The sequence below is a fragment of the Nostoc sp. genome (genome assembly GCF_036916575.1).
Taxonomy (GTDB): Bacteria; Cyanobacteriota; Cyanobacteriia; order Cyanobacteriales; family Nostocaceae; genus Nostoc.
On the sequence record NZ_JBALGC010000084.1, the window covers coordinates 33646 to 49970 of the forward strand.

The following is a 16325-nucleotide window of genomic DNA, read 5'->3' on the forward strand; positions in this document are numbered from 1 at the left end:
GCTTCCATCACCTGTAGATAGCTTTAAAAATATTCCTGAAGTCTAAGGTAAGACACACCTGAAGTATGAAGTTATAAGTTCTCAGGTGAAATATTATTGTAGAGTCTTGTTAAACACAGTCTCAACCACTGGCAATATCTGGCTGCTTAAAATCCCTAGTTTATTTCTATCCAACTAACTAAAAGCTAATGTTAATAAAGTTATAATATTTCTTAAGGTGAAAATCCTATTTAACTTAAGGATTGCTTGTACTTATTAAGTAGGTCAGCGTGAATAATTAAAGGTTTGTATAGCAATCCTATCTGAGTTTGTTGTAAACAAGCAAGTTAAGTCATGGGTTCACAATCAGAAATTAGTAATTACTGATTATGAATTAGTTTAATGATGAAGAATTGTAAGTTTTTGTATGAGCTTTAAATGCTTTCAACTTTCCAAAATAAACTAGATGAAAGACTTCTGAATGTATCTTGTCAAAATTCACCTAATTTAGCACTGAATTGAGTAGACAATATCGGTTTTGAAAATCAATCACAGAAATCTAGAAAAAAAGGAACCATAACCATGAAGCCTATTAATTTCTCTAAAGCTGTTTTAGCTACTGTCTTTGCCATTAGTTTCGCTTCTTTGTCTTTACCTCCTTCTGTTTCTGCCCAAAGCGGAGGCGGCGGAGGCTCCAGTGGTGGCGGTAGCTCAGGTAGTAGCTCAGGTACAGGCACTGGAACTACAGGTAGCGGTACAGGTACAACAGGTAGTGGTACAGGCACTGGCACTGGCACTGGAACTACAGGTAGCGGTACAGGTACAACAGGTAGTGGTACAGGCACTGGCACTGGCACTGGAACTACAGGTACTGGCATTGGAACTACAGGTACTGGCACTGGAACAACAGGTACTGGCACTGGAACAACAGGTACTGGCACTGGAACAACAGGTACTGGCACTGGAACAACAGGTACTGGCACTGGAACAACAGGTACTGGCACTGGAACAACAGGTAGTGGTACAGGTACTGGCACTGGAACTACAGGTACGGGTACAACAGGTAGCGGTACAGGCATTGGTACAGGTACAACAGGTAGCGGTACAGGCGCTGGTACAACAGGTAGCGGTACAGGTGCAGGTGTAACAGGTGGTGGCGGCACAACAGGTAGTGGTACAGGCACTGACACTACAGGTAGTGGCACAACAGGTAGTGGTACAGGCACTGACACTACAGGCAGTGGTACAACAGGCAGTGGTACAGGCACTGACACTACAGGTAGTGGTACAGGCACTGACACTACAGGCAGTGGTACAACAGGTAGTGGTACAGGCACTGACACTACAGGCGGTGGCACAGGCACTGGCACTGGCACTGATACTACAGGTACTAACAGGAATACAGGCATCGCAGCTTCCGAAGGAACTAGCGATCGCGGTTTCGATTGGGGTTGGCTAGGTTTACTTGGTTTAGCCGGTTTATTTGGTTTTCTGCCTCGTAATCGTGATAAAATCCGGGCTTATAGCGATCCTGATGAAGTAACAGGTTCTCCTCGTTCTAAATAGTATTCACCACACTCTAAAAGACGTACAATCGGCGTTTGTGTAAACTTCAAGTTATTACAGCGGTTAGACCACACGCGTAGGGGCATAATACATTGATATTGTGCCCCTACAGTCATACACCAGTTCGCTCAAGTCGAGCTACTACCTTGCCCAATGAAGATTACATTTGCCAAAACTTGTACTTTTGTTAACTCGCGCACAAGACGTTGAGCTTGATGTTTATAAAGTGATATTGGCAACACCATAGGCAAATTATTCATCCATTGCCTAGCAGTAGTGGAACTACATCCTGTAATCAAAACTATTTCTTCAGCGCCATAAATAATAGCATTTGTAGTTAGAGCTTTTTGAATCTGCACCTGCCAAAGGCGAGGCAGCATTTCACCCCATTCAATTCGCTGTAAACTAATGCTTGTGGCTAAAACAATCAAGCGATCGCCAGCATAAAGCTTAACATCATACCAGGGCATCAAGGAGTAATTGTCTCGCTGATATTTCTGGTAGAGAATTGGCACAACACTGTAGCCATAGGCTATTTCAGATAGAAGCAACCCATTTAGTGTATCGCCATCTTCAATCTTGTATTCCGTCACCATGACTATTTGCTCCCTCAAGTGAAACAGGCTGAGAACATTTTCTCCAAAGGCAGCACAAGCAAAGACTTCTGCCGACAAAGCCGCGCCACACAGAACTTGGGCATAGGGAAACAGAGGGGCTATATTATCACTGAATTGGCGGTCTTGAGAGCGGATAATCAAGCTAGTGGCGGGGTTGATTGCATGAGCCATCAAACCAATTTCCAGATTTTCCATGTTATCGTCCCCAACTAAAACAATGCTTTTGGCATGGGAGAGATTCATCTTAGTGAGTGCTTCGGTAGCATTGCCAACGATCAGGGGCATATCGGGTAAAGTGTCTTGGTCGAGAGTGGTAGTATGAATTCCTACTAACGGCTGGTTGAGTTCTTGTAAAAGAGCAGCCACTCTCTGTCCCAAGCGATTTAAGCCAATAATTACCACATGATTGCGTTGTGGTATGGGAGGACGGGAATTGAAAAACTGGAATCTTGAAGTGACAAGAGCATCAGTCAGCAGTGCATATAATACTCCCACAAAAGCTTGACCTGTCAACGTCAGTCCCAGGCTAAACAACCGCAACCACCAAGGCATATGGTCTGAGAGTTGTGATTGCGATCTAAACTCAACACCGCCAAATAAATCTCCGTATCCTCCCAAGAGCAAGACTGCTGTTGCATAGAAAGCTTCTTGCAGGGTGATGTCAGGATAATACAAACGGTAAAGAACTATTCCAACGAACCACAGCATGAGTACGGTAATCGCGTAAATTGTTGCAATTCGCCGAATTTGATTTTGGCTTTGGTAGTAAGATTGCCAAAATTGTACTATTTTCTGTTTAAAATTCTTCGCTGTGATGCCTTGGACAAACTCTTGCCACTGCCAACTTTGCTGATGAAATTTATTTCTATATTGGTTAGATAAAGCTAGTTCGTATGCAACATCAATGTAAACGAGTGTGTCTCCTACTTGCACTTCTGCTTCTGGGTTCCATCCAAATAATTCTTTGAGGGGATCAGATGAAACTGTTGTGTGACTCAAGATGCGGCGAGTTGTGAGATTGAGTCTATGTACTGGCTTGCCATTGCACCAGCTATCCTTCGCCTGTACCTGATGCTTGATTACTTGCAATAGTTGCCCTTCTAAGGTAAAATACCCAATGGCTTCAGATTCGAGAGATGCTAAAGCAAAGGCATGAGCTGAGAGATGGGTAGGCTCAAAGGCAAGAAAATTGCCTAAGTTTTCGTACAAAAGTTTGTTAAAATTTTGTTTGTCAGAACGTACAATCAGACGAACATGCGGATTAAGACGCCGTGCTGCAAAGGCAGCTTCTATATTTATCCGCTCATTTCTTGTGACTAAAAGTATTGAACGACACTGCGCTATACCTGCTTGCTCTAAAACACTTGGTTGGCGGCAGTCTCCGATGATTAACTTTTCTAGTAAACTTGGTACTTTTGGGACTTCCCAATGTTCGCGCTGCACATCGTCAATAGCGCTGACTTTAACATCGTATTCCTTTAGAACTGCAACACAATGTTGCCCTAAACTTTGGAGTCCGCATACTAAGAAAAGGTCTTGGGGTTTTTTTGGATTGCTGGTAGGAGGGGGATGCACTTTCTGTTGATGGCAGCATTCGATACTGCTAACAGTATGTGTTTACTAGGATTATATCTCACCATTCGCGTAATCGCTGGAATTGGGTATGGGGCATTGGGAATTAAGGATTAGAGATTAAGATTAAAGTAATTATTTCCCAATCCGCAGTCCCTCTTCACGACAGCAAACTAGCAGAATTCACATCCAAAAATAACGTTGCTTGGGATTGTTGACGGAGAATAGAAGCAGGACAGTCTGTACTTATAGCTCCTTGCAACATCTTTTTTACTACATTCGCTTTACGTTTTTCTGGAGCCAGACAGATAATTTTTTTAGCTGAACAAATCGTCGAGATGGTGACAGTAAAAGCATATTGGGGGACAGTTTCTAGATTCGGAAAGTGACCTGTGCTTACTTGTTGCTGACGGTTCACTGTATCCAGTTTCACTAGTTTCACCCTGTAAGGATCTTGAAAATTTGCTACCGCTGGATCATTAAAAGCCAAATGTCCATTTTCGCCAACACCAAGACAGCATAAGTCAATTGGTTGTGCTTGCAGTAGTTTAGTGTAGCGATCGCACTCTGTCACTGGTTGCAATGTATTACCTTCTATATAGTGAAATTCTTTAGGAACAACCCGCTTCTCTACACGTTCTTGCATATAGCGTCGGAAACTGGCAGAATGGTCAGCAGTAATTCCCAAATATTCATCTAAATGGAACAGAATAATCCGTGACCAATCTACACCACCCAATGCAATTAAAGCATCGAGGAATTTGAGTTGGGAGTTACCTGTTGCTAACAATACAGCGGCTGTATCCTGTTGCTTGAGAACTTGCTGTAAATGCTTTTGCGCGATTTTGGCAACATCTTGGGCCATTTCGACTTCAGAGTTGTAAATCTGCACTAGTAAATCATCAACGCGAAAAAAGTTTGTAGCGGCTAGCATTTGCTTACACAGAAGGTTATCAATTATACGGCAGTTTGTTGAGAGGTTCTACCTGTCTGCCCTTACATGGCTTATCCAGTATAGATTTTAGGATTTAGCGCGACTTTTTGCCCTGTATTGACGAAGCAACAATCACTAAGGACAAAAAAACAATGTAAACTATTTAAATTAAGTTAACAATTATTTACATTTTATCCAAAAATCATGCTGGCTGCAATTCTCTTTGACCTAGACGGCACTATTGTCAACACCGACCCTATACACTACCGAGCTTGGCAGGAAATGCTGTTAAATTTCAGCATTGAAATTGACGGAACATTTTATAAATCTCAAATTAGTGGGCGGCTAAATCCAGAAATTGTCAAAGACATTCTGCCACAATTATCAGCAGCAGAAGGGCAAAAATTTGCAGACGAAAAAGAGGCGCTTTTCCGCAAACTCGCCCCCCATCTAAAACCGCTGAGTGGATTTTCTGAACTACTAGCATGGACAGATACACATCAGTTAAAACGGGCATTAGTAACTAATGCCCCTAGATTAAATGCAGAATTTATGCTAGAAGTTTTGGGAATCAAAGAAGCTTTTCATACAATTGTTTTAGCGGATGATTGTATTGCAGGTAAACCCGACCCTGCGCCCTACCTAGTTGCGCTGAATAAGTTGGGGATTACAGCAGAAGAAGCGATCGCCTTAGAAGACTCTCCCTCTGGGATTTGGGCGGCGGTGAGCGCAGGTATCCGCACTATTGGCATCGCCTCCACCCACGATCCCCAACTTTTGCAGGAAATCGGCGCATTTATGGCAATTCCAGATTTTACTGATTTACAGTTGTGGACATTCCTGAACTCACTCATCGAGCCAGATTTAAGTGCGATCGCTTCTAATGTTTGAGCGCAAAATTTAGAACTTTTAAAGTAGAGACACCTTAAAAGCGAAAGTGTAATTTTCTGTCTCTACTTATTTTTCAGCAAGAATCGCGTAAATTTCCCGTTTAACTTGCTCTAAAAGCTCACGCACCCGATTTATTCGCTCCATATTGCCACTGCGAGCAACCTGCACTACAACAGCAGCTAATTCTGTTGCGGCATTTCGTAACTCAATAAACTCTTGAGGCTTACCTGTCACGAAACTTTTGAAGGTATCCCAAGGAGAGTCTGAAGCTTCCTGTTGGGAACGTTCTGCCAATAATTGTCTACCCTCATCGGTGATCGTGTAAATCCGCTTGCCACCTTCCTGTGCACTTGTCAGATAACCACCTTCCTCCAGTAATTGGAGTGTTGGATACACTGAGCCAGGACTGAGGCGACGAAAACCACCATAACGAGTTTCCATCTCTTTAATCAGGTCGTAACCGTGACTAGGATGCTCAGATAACAATTCCAACAGGATGAACTTGATGTCACCCCGACGAGTCCGATATTCATCCCCCCAACCACGACCAAACATTTCATTGCCGAAGTGTTTGCCATGACCTCTACCATGATGCTTGCCATGCCCAAACCAAGACCTGACAAGCAATGAATCATCTTCGCTAACTCCTGCCCATGCAGGTGCCCCTAAACGTGACCGAAAGTGTCTAAACATAAATGAATCTCAACTCAACTTTCTCTACTATACGATATATCGGAATATATCGCGATATATCGGAATAGAATTTTGATGAAGATTTTTGAAGTAAGCAACTGTGCCAACACCATTAGGACTTACGCAACGCCCATATTGTCATTGCGACCGAAACGGAGTGTAGGGAAGCAATAAGAGCGTCAGGGGGGATTACTTCTCTACGAGACGCTCCGCGTAGCTTGCTTCGACCTAAGAGTACGCTATGGCTCGTAATGACGAAATTACGTTATTTTTGCGTAAGTCCTGACCACAAGCGATGCCTGCGGCGGGCTGCGCCAACGCAAAGCTAGTCGAAGCTGATGGAGGCTCAAAAATTCAAATAGCTACTAGCTCCCACTTGTTGGACGAAAGACTCTATCCATTGCAAATATTCCAAACCGGCAACTGCTGCTGTGTCATTATGATCTGCTCCTGGAACCAACAATAGTTGCTTTGGTTCGGGAGCAACGGCATACAGTTTTTGGGTCATGAAAGAGGGTACAGTCGAATCAGCAGCGCCATGAATGAATAAAACTGGCATTTTTAACTTTGGCAATTTTTTAATGGAATTAAACCGCTGTGTCAAGATTAAATCCACAGGAAACATCCAAAACATGTTTCGATAAGTTATTAAATCGCGGATGGATGTAAAAGAGCTTTCCACAATCAAACCAGCAGCTTGTGGCTGTTTCACTGCTAAGTCGATGGCTATTGCACCCCCCAGAGAATGTCCATAAAGAAAAATTTGGCTGGGTGGAATCTCTTGTTGCTGCACTAAGTAATTCCAAGCTGTGACTGCATCTTCATAAACTCGCTTTTCGTTGGGAAACATACCCTGACTGCGACCATAACCCCGATAATCAATCAGCAATACCGAAAACCCTAGCTGATGAAACCGATTGGCATGAGTTATATTTGCGCCAATATTGATACCGTTTCCGTGTAAGTATAGCAACACCTTAGCATTGGGTTGTTTGGCTTCTATCCACCAACCGTGAATGTGTTCTACCTTGCCTGTTTTAACTGCTATAGGTAACCAAACCTCTTCGTAAGGAAGATTAAAAAACTCTGGTGTCTTTTCAATGACAGCAGAGGGAAAGAAAATGAACCGAGGTTGCCCAATAAAAAGAAATATACAGATGGCACAGTAGGCGATGACTGCAATTATCCCAGCCCAGAGTAGCAGTTGGGAAAATACTTGTATTATAAATTGCAATTCATTAACTTTCATGCCCGTCATCTAGAATTTAAGGTATAGATTATAACTAAAAACTACTTAATTTTTGTCGCTTTAGCATTTAATAATACAGGATTAAGCCATTATCAAAAAAATTTATCCGAAAAACAAATATTCAGTAAATTTACGTATGCACATTCAAGTCTTCTCGATGAATAGTAGAATCAGCCCATACTAGGAGAAGACTGTGACGCTCTTAAATGAAGCTCAAGTAGAGCAGTTAAAGGAAATAACCACACACTTGCGGCAAGTAAGACAAGAAAAATCCATCCGTATAGAAGAAATAGCCTCTCAAACACTGATTCGAGCAGGTATTTTGCAAGCTTTAGAAGAAGAACGCTTTGAAGAATTGCCTGAGCCTATTTTTGTTCAAGGATTCATCCGTCGCTATGGAGATGCTTTAGGACTGGATGGAAATGCTTTATCACATCCTCTTATAAGCAATGTAGTTCACCAAGACTCCAATAATGATTATAAGGATTCAGACAACAAACCAAATACATACATACCTCTTATTGTTACCTACATTCTCTTATTAGTAGCTGCATCTGCCGGTCTTTTATATATACTTAATCGACCACAAATAACATCTGAATCCCTCACTCCAGAAGTCAATAGTCAACAGTCAATGGTCAATAATCAGTGAACAGCAATCAGGCTGATAAATGGGCAGGGGGTCAAAAGTCAAAAGTCAAAAGTCAAAAATTAGAACCCCATAAATAAATTTAGGGGTTTGTAATAAGGAAGTCTTATATCTGGCATTACGTGTCTCGCTATAAATTTTCTTTTTCTCCATAAATAAATTTAGGCGATGCACTGAGCGTAACCGAAGTGGGCTTATAACCAATTGCGTCTCGATTTTCTGATGCAAGACTTTTGAATGAGTGACTTTTGACTTCGAGACGCAGTCTCGGTCAGGGGGAGAAGAACTATTGATTATTGACCAATGCCTAATGCCCAATGCCTAATGACAATTTTCAAGATATTTGCGGTTGACGTAGATGCCAAGTAGTGGCTTGTTCATAAGCATAAGCTACCTGAAATAGTTGGTCTTCTCGTAGTGCCTTGCCAATTAGCTGTAATCCAATTGGTAATCCCTTGTCATCAAAACCGCATGGTATACTTAACCCTGGTAAACCGGCGAGATTTGCCGGAATTGTCATCAAGTCCAGTAAGTACATACTTAAGGGATCAGTATTTTTTTCCCCTGCTTTAAAAGCTGTTGTGGGAACAGTAGGACAAGCTAATACATCAACTTGTTCAAAAGCCTTTTCAAAGTCTTGCTTAATCAGGGTACGGACTTTTTGTGCTTTCAGATAGTAGGCGTCGTAATAGCCAGCCGAAAGGGCGTAGGTGCCGATCATAATTCGGCGTTTGACTTCTGCACCAAAACCAGTAGCACGGGTACGAGTATACATCGACAGTAGATTGTCTGCACCAGGAGCGCGGTAACCATACTTAACGCCATCGTAACGAGCCAGGTTTGCTGACGCTTCGGATGGGGCGATGATGTAATAGCTAGGTACGCCATAACGAAAACTAGGACAGGAAATGATATGAATTTCCGCTCCCAAACTTTGTAATTCATCTACTGCTTTGGTAACAGCTTGTTCCACCACAGCCTCCAGACCTTCACCAAAAGTTTCTTTGATAACACCAATTTTTAGCCGTCCTCTAGGTTTGAGGTCTGGTTTTAAGCTAGCAGAGTAGTCGGAAATAGCAACTTTCAGGCTGGTAGAATCTTTAGGGTCATGACCTGCGATCGCACTCAACAATATTGCTGCATCTTCTACTGAGCGTCCAAATGGACCAATTTGATCCAAAGACGAAGCAAAAGCCACCAATCCATAACGGGAAACCAATCCATAAGTCGGTTTTATTCCCACAACACCACAGAAGGATGCAGGTTGTCGAATTGAACCGCCAGTGTCTGAACCAAGGGAAACCACACATTCTTGCGCCGCCACTGCTGCTGCGGAACCCCCAGAAGAACCACCAGGAACCCGTGACAAATCCCAAGGATTCGCGGTGACTTGATAGGCAGAGTTTTCTGTGGAACCACCCATTGCAAACTCATCTAAATTGGTTTTACCCACCGTTATCGCCCCCGCATCTGCCAATTTTTGCGTCACTGTAGATTCATATGGTGGTACAAAATTTTCCAACATTTTGGAGGCGCAGGTGGTAAGAATCCCTTTGGTACACAAATTGTCTTTAATCCCAATCGGAATGCCTGCTAGCAGCCCAATTTCTTCTCCTGCAGCAATTTTGGCATCCACAGCACCCGCCTGCTCTAATGCCCGTTCTGCGGTCACACATAAAAAGCTGTGCAATTTCGGCTCTAACGCTTGAATGCGCTCTAAAGCTTCTTGGGTAATTTCAACGGCAGAACGTTCTTTTTTAACCAGTTGTTGGTGCAACTCGCGGATGGATGCCATGATTGCTCTCTTTGTGACTCAAGTCCTTGATTTTAGTACATATTGACCAAAATTGGGTATGGACATTGGGCAATAATCAATAGTTCTTCTTCCCCCTGCTCCTCACTTCCCAGTCCCCACTCCCGATCATTGTAAAAATAAGACTAATACCTCTAGAGAAGTAAGTAATTATGGTGATGGAAAAATTGCCAAGCTTAAACAAAATAGTATTAGGAATTTAACATCATCCGCAAATAGAAGGACTACAATCAAAACGGACAAATGTTTCATGCTCTAACACAAAAGGATTACAAAGCTGTGTCCGACTTAAATCGAGGAATTATGAAATTTGAGGGTGCAGATTCACCAAAAGTAGTCACTATCTCTACCGTGTTGCTTCTGGGATCGATCGCTGCTCTGATAATCTGGGCGCTGCAAGCTGCCTATGCGCTAAACTAAAACCATTAGTAGCCGAGAAGGACACTGGCAAAAACGGTTTCCGTCGTAGCCAAGTGTCCATTAAACAACTAGTAAATAAAAACGCCCTAATAACCATCAAAAATTTCAGAAAAACTTTAGATTTGAGATTTGAGGTTTTAGATGGAAAATTTAAATCTAAAATCCAAAATTCAGAATGTTTGAACCTTGGGGTGTCTTAGTTATTTTAATTGTCTGCCCCCTCTTGGGCGGATTACCCCTGATTGCATGGATTACTTACGCGCTTAAGCGCAAGCAATTATCAGAAGTTGGTACAAGAAACATTAGTGTATCGGCTGCCTTTTATCACGGCGGTAAATTTGTAGGAATTCTGGCAGTCTTATCAGAAGCTTTTAAAGGAGTTGCAGCAGTCTTACTGACCCGCATTTTTTTCCCAGATGGATCGTCTTGGGAATTGATTGCCCTAATCGCTCTGGTAATAGGTAGATACTGGATAGGCAGAGGGGCAGGTACGACAAATGTTGTCTGGGGATTTGTTGTACATGATCCACTGGTGGCAATATTTGTATCTTTCTTTGCAGGTATTAGCTTTACAATTCTGCAATCAAAACAGGTAGTCAAATTTGGGGTTTTGCTTCTGTTTCCTCTGTTTGTGGCACTTCTGCACATTAGCGATATCCCCAGAATCCTTGCTGCTGTTGCCTTAGCTGGTTTAATGGGTTGGATTTATACAAAAATTCCTGATGATATGAACCTGCCAGCCCAAGAGGCACAAACAGAATCGCAAGCGATGTTGGAATTTTTACGCGGCGATCGCGTGATGGTTTCTCTAGATGAAGAGTTGGATGCTGCCATAGTCGGAGAAAAAGCGGCTACATTATCCCAAATTAAGCGCTGGGGCTATCCAGTCCCGAAGGGGTGGGTACTTGCCCCAATCGACGATCCTCAACTGTTGACAGAATTTCTTCAGCCATCAGAATTATCTCCCTTGGTGGTGCGTTCTTCTGCCATTGGAGAAGACTCAGAACAGGCTTCCGCCGCTGGGCAGTATGAAACAGTTTTAAATGTTACCAGCCCACAGGCATTGCAGTCAGCAATCACCCAAGTTCAAGCTTCTTACAATCATCCATCTGCCGTGCAATATCGGCGCGATCGCGGTTTAAATGACACAGCAATGGCTGTGTTGATTCAACAACAAGTCCAGAGTGTATATTCTGGTGTCGCTTTCAGCCGCGATCCCATTACCCAACAAAATGATGCGATCATCATTGAAGCCCTTTCAGGAAACCCGACACAAGTTGTTTCGGGAAAAGTCACACCAGAACAATATCGCGCTTTTATCCTTGAAACAGAAAATTCTTCCTCTGTGCAATTGGAAGGTCAAGGACGAGTACCACAAGCATTAATCAAGCAAGTTGCATACTTAGCTTACCGACTCGAAAAACGTTATCATGGGACTCCTCAAGATATCGAGTGGAGTTACGACGGTCAAACACTCTGGGTGTTGCAATCTCGACCGATCACCACTCTGCTGCCTATCTGGACACGCAAAATTGCTGCCGAAGTGATTCCTGGAGTAATTCACCCTTTAACATGGTCAATTAATCGTCCCTTAACTTGTGGAGTTTGGGGAGAACTTTTTACTTTAGTTTTGGGCGATGCCTTTGGCAACGGCAAAGCCGAACGCGCCTTAGGGTTAGATTTCGCCGAAACAGCAACTCTCCATTATTCCAGAGCCTACTTCAATGCATCCCTCTTAGGAAATATTTTTATCCGCATGGGACTGCCGCCAGAAAGTCTGGAATTTTTAACCAGAGGAGCTAAATTAAGTAAGCCATCTTGGGAGTCAACCTGGAAAAATTTGCCAGGACTAGGGAAGTTACTGAGGCGGGAATTAAGTTTAGAAAAAGACTTCAAGCGGGATTATCACAAACGGTTCATTCCTGGGTTGTCACAGTTGGCACAGGAAGATATAGAGAACTTGGAACCATCCAAGCTGTTGACAAGAATTGACTTTATTCTAGAGTTGCTGCATCGAGGGACGTATTACAGCATTTTAGCTCCCTTGAGCGCTGCCCTGCGGCAGGGGATTTTTCGGGTAAAGGATGGGCAAATTGATAACAGCCTTACCCCAGAGGTAGCGGCATTGCGATCGCTGAGTGCTTTAGCTACAGATGCTAAGGAAGTATTGCTTGAGTTTGAGCCACAGCAGGTGTTTGAGCAGTTGAAACAAACTCCCCAAGGACAGAAGATCCTCCGAGAATTTGACGAATTGCTTCAGGATTACGGCTATTTAAGTGAAGTGGGAACTGATATTTCCGTTTCCACTTGGCGGGAGAATCCCCAGATGATTAAGCAGATGTTTGTGCAGTTAATGCAGGGTAACGAACCACAATCAGGCGCTAAAGACGCGATTAATAGCATCTTTGATGGTAAGCGCAAACGCTCTTTTGTGCAACGGCGTGTGGATATTAAAGGACGAGTTACCGAAGTTTATTCACGGCTTTTGGCTGAATTGCGTTGGAGTTTTGTCGCTTTGGAGAAGATTTGGTTAAAGTCCGGCTTACTCAACAAAACAGGAGATATCTTTTTTCTAAACTTTGATGAAGTGCGGCGTCTAGTTGTAAGTGGAGATTCCAGATTAATTGAGCAGTTAGATAAGTTAGTGGAATTGAGGCGATCGCAATTCCTGCAAGATAGCCAGATAATTCAAGTACCCCTTTTAGTCTACGGCAATACACCCCCTCATCCTTTAGCTCCCTCTGCACTCTACTCTGACCAAATCTTACAAGGTATTGGAGCCAGTCACGGGCAAGCCGAAGGTAGGGTGAAGGTGTTGCGAAATTTACAAGACGTGCCGGAAATTGACCGAGATACGATTCTGGTAGTACCTTACACAGATTCCGGCTGGGCACCTTTATTATTAAGGGCTGGAGGATTAATTGCCGAAGTTGGTGGACGGCTTTCTCACGGTGCGATCGTTGCTCGTGAATATGGGATTCCCGCTGTGATGGATGTTCGTGGTGCTACATGGCTCCTGCAAGATGGTCAACGGGTAAGGATTGATGGGTCTAGGGGTATTGTGGAATTATCTAACGATTTAAGACCCGAATGATTACCACTTCTGATGAAAAACTTGCCAGAAGAGTCTGTTTCTCATAATCCCGAAATCAAGAAAAAGGTGATGCTACGCTTGGGCGATTTACCTCACCTGACTAACTTTTCTCAAGCACGTTTTGCTCCCGGACAAACTGCACCAGCACACGCGCATCAAGATATGTGTGAAGTTTTCTTTGTGGAAGCTGGTTCGGGAGTAATTTACGTTGAAGTCATTCAACTAAAGAAAATTTTAGAGAGTCTTAACTACAGCAATTCTAGTTACTTTCTGCCTCGCTCTTGCATTTCTTGCTGACGCATGGGCATAGCGTCAATTTCCTCAAAAATTGCTGTCGCCTGCAATGGTGTAGCATCACTGCGCTTAACACCACCATCTTTGCCCACCAAAATTACGCGAAAATTTTCTTTGTCAACCCCAAAGTACTCACGCAACTTGGCAGCAGAAGACTTATCTATTGGCTGTCTGTTAGCATAACTTTCATCTGTTGCCAAAACCTGAACGAGAACTAAATCCCGATCTGCAAAACCGTTGTTATGCGCTTGCAATAATTGCATTTGCTGCTGATAGGTATGGTTATCAACAGACGGTGCAAAGACTAGTAGCACGCGGTTTTTCCATTTTTGGGAACTGAGGTTAAATGAAGACATTTTGATGGCATGATTGGTTGACCTTTGGACAATATCAGCTTTGCTAACTGGCGACAGGATTATACACGCTAATAGGGGAAGGGCAATTAATGTTGAATTATTCACAATGAGTTTTTATCTATTTTCTATGCTCTCAAGCTATCAATATATTACCACCTGAACCTTCCCACAAATTTTTCGGCGATCGCCTTCAACTTTCTCTTACAAAATGAAACAGCGTTTTGAGAGTTTGTCAGAAGTGGATATTTTGAGCAAGTTTAGCCAATAAATTATCTAATGTTAAATCCTTGGACAAAATTGTTCTAGTTATGTTTATTATTTTTAGCTTTAAAAAGCTGCGCGGACTCCAGGAATTTGAAACCCACGGAGGTGGGTTTTGTCTGTATAGCTGCGATTTCTAATCGCCAGGGCTAGGGTATTTTTACTTCAACTCCTGAGTTATTTCTTAACAGCGTTAATTATGCTTACTGTTCGGTATAGCGACGCGGCGTATAAACCCAGATATTACCATCGCGGCGCTTAATGGTTCGGGTTTTTGTGGAACCAACGAGAATAATTGTCCGCATATCAGCCGTTGCTGGTGCTAACTGGTCAAGTGTGATTACTTTCACCGTCTGTCCTGGTCTACCAAGATTCCGGGCTAACACTACTGGTGTATCCGGTGTTCTATGTAGCAGCAAAATATTTCTCGCTTCTGCCAGTTGCCAGGTACGCTCTTTAGAAACAGGATTGTAGAAAGCAATTACGAAATCAGCCTCGGCAGCAGCGGCAATTCGTTGTTTGATCGCTGACCAAGGTTTCAAGATGTCAGAGAGGGAAATAGCACAGAAATCATGCCCAAGGGGCGCACCAATCGCTGCTGCTGCTGCCTGCATGGCTGAGATGCCTGGTGCCACATGAATGTCGATACTGTCCCATTCGGGTTTGGCATAGCGATCGCATACCTCGAAAACCGCTGTTGCCATTGCATAGATACCGGGATCACCAGATGAAACTACGGCTACATATCGCCCAGATGCTGCCAAATCAAGGGCCATTTTTGCCCGTGCTTCTTCTTGGCGGTTGTCGGACTCATGCCGTTGCTTGCCATCAGCCAGAGAACCGACTAAATCTAAATAAGTTTTGTAACCCACTAGGTCAGTTGCCGACTTAAGTATTTCCTTCACTTCCGAAGACATCCACTGCGATCCACCAGGGCCCGTGCCAATAATCGCTAACCGTCCGCGTGGGTGACCTGTAGTGTTGGGGTCAATTGGTTGAGGGGCAATGGCGATGGCGATGTGGGGAGATGCAGGAGATAAGGGATATGTACCTGTGGCGGCGATCGCTGCCGCTTGGGCGGGGCTATAACCTTGTGAAAGTAAGCTTTCTAGCTGATTTGGGGTAAAAAAGCGGGCAGGCACTCCAAAGGCACTAGCTACGGCGTGGATTGCTGGATTGGCAGCAGCAGTAATTAGTGCAAATATCCCGCCGACTGATGCTCTTTCAAGTGCGGCATCAACTAGTAGCTGCTGTACTAAAGCTACTGCATCATCTGCATAGCCAATGATGCCATTAATTGCGATCGCTATAGTTGCTGGGTGGTAGACAAGGCAGTTGGCTGTAGGAGTCACCAAACGTTCTGTAACTTGGATGGTCAAATCTCCCTTTGGATCTATGGGCAGTTTACTATCGCTCAACCAAGGTGCTATGCCTTCTAGTTTGACTTGCGCCCCAGCTAGTAAATCTGAGATAAATTTCTTCGCATCGTCTGGGTTTGCTAAATGGTATCCAGGAGGAGGAGATAACAGCGTTGTGCCCAAACGGAGGTCGCCTGTGGTCGTAATTGCAGGCTTGACATCAAGCGCTTCGGCAATGCGGCGGGCCAAATCGTTTACCCCAGCAAGTCCGCCCAAAAGAGGGACAACAGCACTACCATCCTCAGCCACAGCTAGCACTGGTGGTTCCTGTTGTTTATCCGAGAGTACGGGAGCTAGCGTCCTGATCAGAATGCCGGCGGCACAAATGCCAATCAGCGGCGTTCCCTGAGCAAATAACTCGCGCAACGTCTCGCCAAAATTAGTAAAGCTGACATCAACTCCGGATGTGCGACCCGCTAGACCGTATAATGTCGCCCCTGGTAGGACAGTGATTATTTTGCGTGCTACTGTCACGCTATTTTGACCTAGTACTACAATGGCGGGTGCAACGTTCATTTG

13 protein-coding genes are annotated in these 16325 nt (G+C 43.7%); 6 read left to right on the forward strand and 7 right to left on the reverse strand.

Translation table 11 applies throughout. The features are described from left to right. Positions 1 to 561 precede the first annotated feature (561 nt). Complete coding sequence (locus tag V7L29_RS17415; protein ID WP_334736274.1) at positions 562 to 1545, forward strand: WGxxGxxG-CTERM domain-containing protein; 984 nt, start codon at positions 562 to 564, stop codon at positions 1543 to 1545. A gap of 128 nt (positions 1546 to 1673) precedes the next feature. On the opposite strand, the gene V7L29_RS17420 is transcribed toward V7L29_RS17415, so the two are convergent. Both V7L29_RS17420 and V7L29_RS17425 read right to left on the reverse strand, forming a co-directional pair. Then, positions 1674 to 3737 (reverse strand): potassium channel family protein, encoded by a 2064-nt coding sequence (locus V7L29_RS17420; RefSeq protein ID WP_334736275.1) that lies wholly within the window; start codon positions 3735 to 3737, stop codon positions 1674 to 1676. Between the two features lie 157 nt (positions 3738 to 3894). Continuing rightward, positions 3895 to 4668, reverse strand: a complete 774-nt coding sequence (locus tag V7L29_RS17425; RefSeq protein ID WP_334736276.1) for a glucosamine-6-phosphate deaminase — start codon at positions 4666 to 4668, stop codon at positions 3895 to 3897. Positions 4669 to 4872: 204 nt separating this feature from the next. Between V7L29_RS17425 and V7L29_RS17430 the strand changes: the two genes are divergently transcribed. Then, positions 4873 to 5559, forward strand: a complete 687-nt coding sequence (locus V7L29_RS17430) for an HAD family hydrolase (protein WP_334736277.1) — start codon at positions 4873 to 4875, stop codon at positions 5557 to 5559. A 66-nt stretch (positions 5560 to 5625) separates the two neighbouring features. Here V7L29_RS17430 and V7L29_RS17435 read toward each other — a convergent pair whose 3' ends face one another. Both V7L29_RS17435 and V7L29_RS17440 read right to left on the reverse strand, forming a co-directional pair. Further along, positions 5626 to 6252: a PadR family transcriptional regulator gene (locus V7L29_RS17435; protein WP_334736278.1), complete on the reverse strand. Its 627-nt coding sequence runs from the start codon at positions 6250 to 6252 to the stop codon at positions 5626 to 5628. A 346-nt stretch (positions 6253 to 6598) separates the two neighbouring features. Further along, on the reverse strand, positions 6599 to 7501 hold the full coding sequence (locus V7L29_RS17440; protein ID WP_334736279.1) for an alpha/beta hydrolase: 903 nt from the start codon (positions 7499 to 7501) through the stop codon (positions 6599 to 6601). Positions 7502 to 7694: 193 nt separating this feature from the next. On the opposite strand from V7L29_RS17440, the gene V7L29_RS17445 reads away from it, so the two are divergent. Next, a complete protein-coding gene (locus tag V7L29_RS17445; protein ID WP_334693762.1) occupies positions 7695 to 8153 on the forward strand; it encodes a helix-turn-helix domain-containing protein in 459 nt (152 codons plus the stop codon). A 331-nt stretch (positions 8154 to 8484) separates the two neighbouring features. Here V7L29_RS17445 and gatA read toward each other — a convergent pair whose 3' ends face one another. After that, positions 8485 to 9945 (reverse strand): Asp-tRNA(Asn)/Glu-tRNA(Gln) amidotransferase subunit GatA, encoded by a 1461-nt coding sequence (gene gatA / locus V7L29_RS17450; protein WP_334693763.1) that lies wholly within the window; start codon positions 9943 to 9945, stop codon positions 8485 to 8487. 261 nt (positions 9946 to 10206) lie between these two features. Here gatA and V7L29_RS17455 point away from each other — a divergent pair, with 261 nt between their 5' ends. From V7L29_RS17455 to V7L29_RS17465, 3 genes are all read left to right on the forward strand, one after another. Then, positions 10207 to 10383, forward strand: a complete 177-nt coding sequence (locus V7L29_RS17455; RefSeq protein ID WP_334693784.1) for a hypothetical protein — start codon at positions 10207 to 10209, stop codon at positions 10381 to 10383. A gap of 175 nt (positions 10384 to 10558) precedes the next feature. Beyond that, entirely contained in the window at positions 10559 to 13477 is a 2919-nt protein-coding gene (locus V7L29_RS17460; RefSeq protein WP_334736280.1) for a glycerol-3-phosphate acyltransferase, read from the forward strand. A 12-nt stretch (positions 13478 to 13489) separates the two neighbouring features. Then, complete coding sequence (locus V7L29_RS17465) at positions 13490 to 13774, forward strand: cupin domain-containing protein (protein WP_334736281.1); 285 nt, start codon at positions 13490 to 13492, stop codon at positions 13772 to 13774. Here V7L29_RS17465 and V7L29_RS17470 read toward each other — a convergent pair. Together V7L29_RS17470 and cobJ are read right to left on the reverse strand one after the other, a co-directional pair. Further along, a complete protein-coding gene (locus V7L29_RS17470) occupies positions 13741 to 14232 on the reverse strand; it encodes a DUF4174 domain-containing protein (RefSeq protein WP_334736282.1) in 492 nt (163 codons plus the stop codon). The genes V7L29_RS17465 and V7L29_RS17470 overlap by 34 nt on opposite strands. 359 nt (positions 14233 to 14591) lie before the next feature. Beyond that, complete coding sequence (cobJ, locus tag V7L29_RS17475; RefSeq protein ID WP_334736283.1) at positions 14592 to 16322, reverse strand: precorrin-3B C(17)-methyltransferase; 1731 nt, start codon at positions 16320 to 16322, stop codon at positions 14592 to 14594. Positions 16323 to 16325 lie beyond the last annotated feature (3 nt).

What these genes read in the sequence shown, in the direction of transcription:
- cobJ (WP_334736283.1), bottom strand. Translation starts at nt 16,322, where the DNA reads ATGAACGTTGCACCCGCCATTGTAGTACTAGGTCAAAATAGCGTGACA.
- gatA (WP_334693763.1), bottom strand. Translation starts at nt 9,945, where the DNA reads ATGGCATCCATCCGCGAGTTGCACCAACAACTGGTTAAAAAAGAACGT.
- V7L29_RS17415 (WP_334736274.1), top strand. Translation starts at nt 562, where the DNA reads ATGAAGCCTATTAATTTCTCTAAAGCTGTTTTAGCTACTGTCTTTGCC.
- V7L29_RS17435 (WP_334736278.1), bottom strand. Translation starts at nt 6,252, where the DNA reads ATGTTTAGACACTTTCGGTCACGTTTAGGGGCACCTGCATGGGCAGGA.
- V7L29_RS17460 (WP_334736280.1), top strand. Translation starts at nt 10,559, where the DNA reads ATGTTTGAACCTTGGGGTGTCTTAGTTATTTTAATTGTCTGCCCCCTC.
- V7L29_RS17425 (WP_334736276.1), bottom strand. Translation starts at nt 4,668, where the DNA reads ATGCTAGCCGCTACAAACTTTTTTCGCGTTGATGATTTACTAGTGCAG.
- V7L29_RS17455 (WP_334693784.1), top strand. Translation starts at nt 10,207, where the DNA reads ATGTTTCATGCTCTAACACAAAAGGATTACAAAGCTGTGTCCGACTTA.
- V7L29_RS17465 (WP_334736281.1), top strand. Translation starts at nt 13,490, where the DNA reads ATGAAAAACTTGCCAGAAGAGTCTGTTTCTCATAATCCCGAAATCAAG.
- V7L29_RS17440 (WP_334736279.1), bottom strand. Translation starts at nt 7,501, where the DNA reads ATGAAAGTTAATGAATTGCAATTTATAATACAAGTATTTTCCCAACTG.
- V7L29_RS17430 (WP_334736277.1), top strand. Translation starts at nt 4,873, where the DNA reads ATGCTGGCTGCAATTCTCTTTGACCTAGACGGCACTATTGTCAACACC.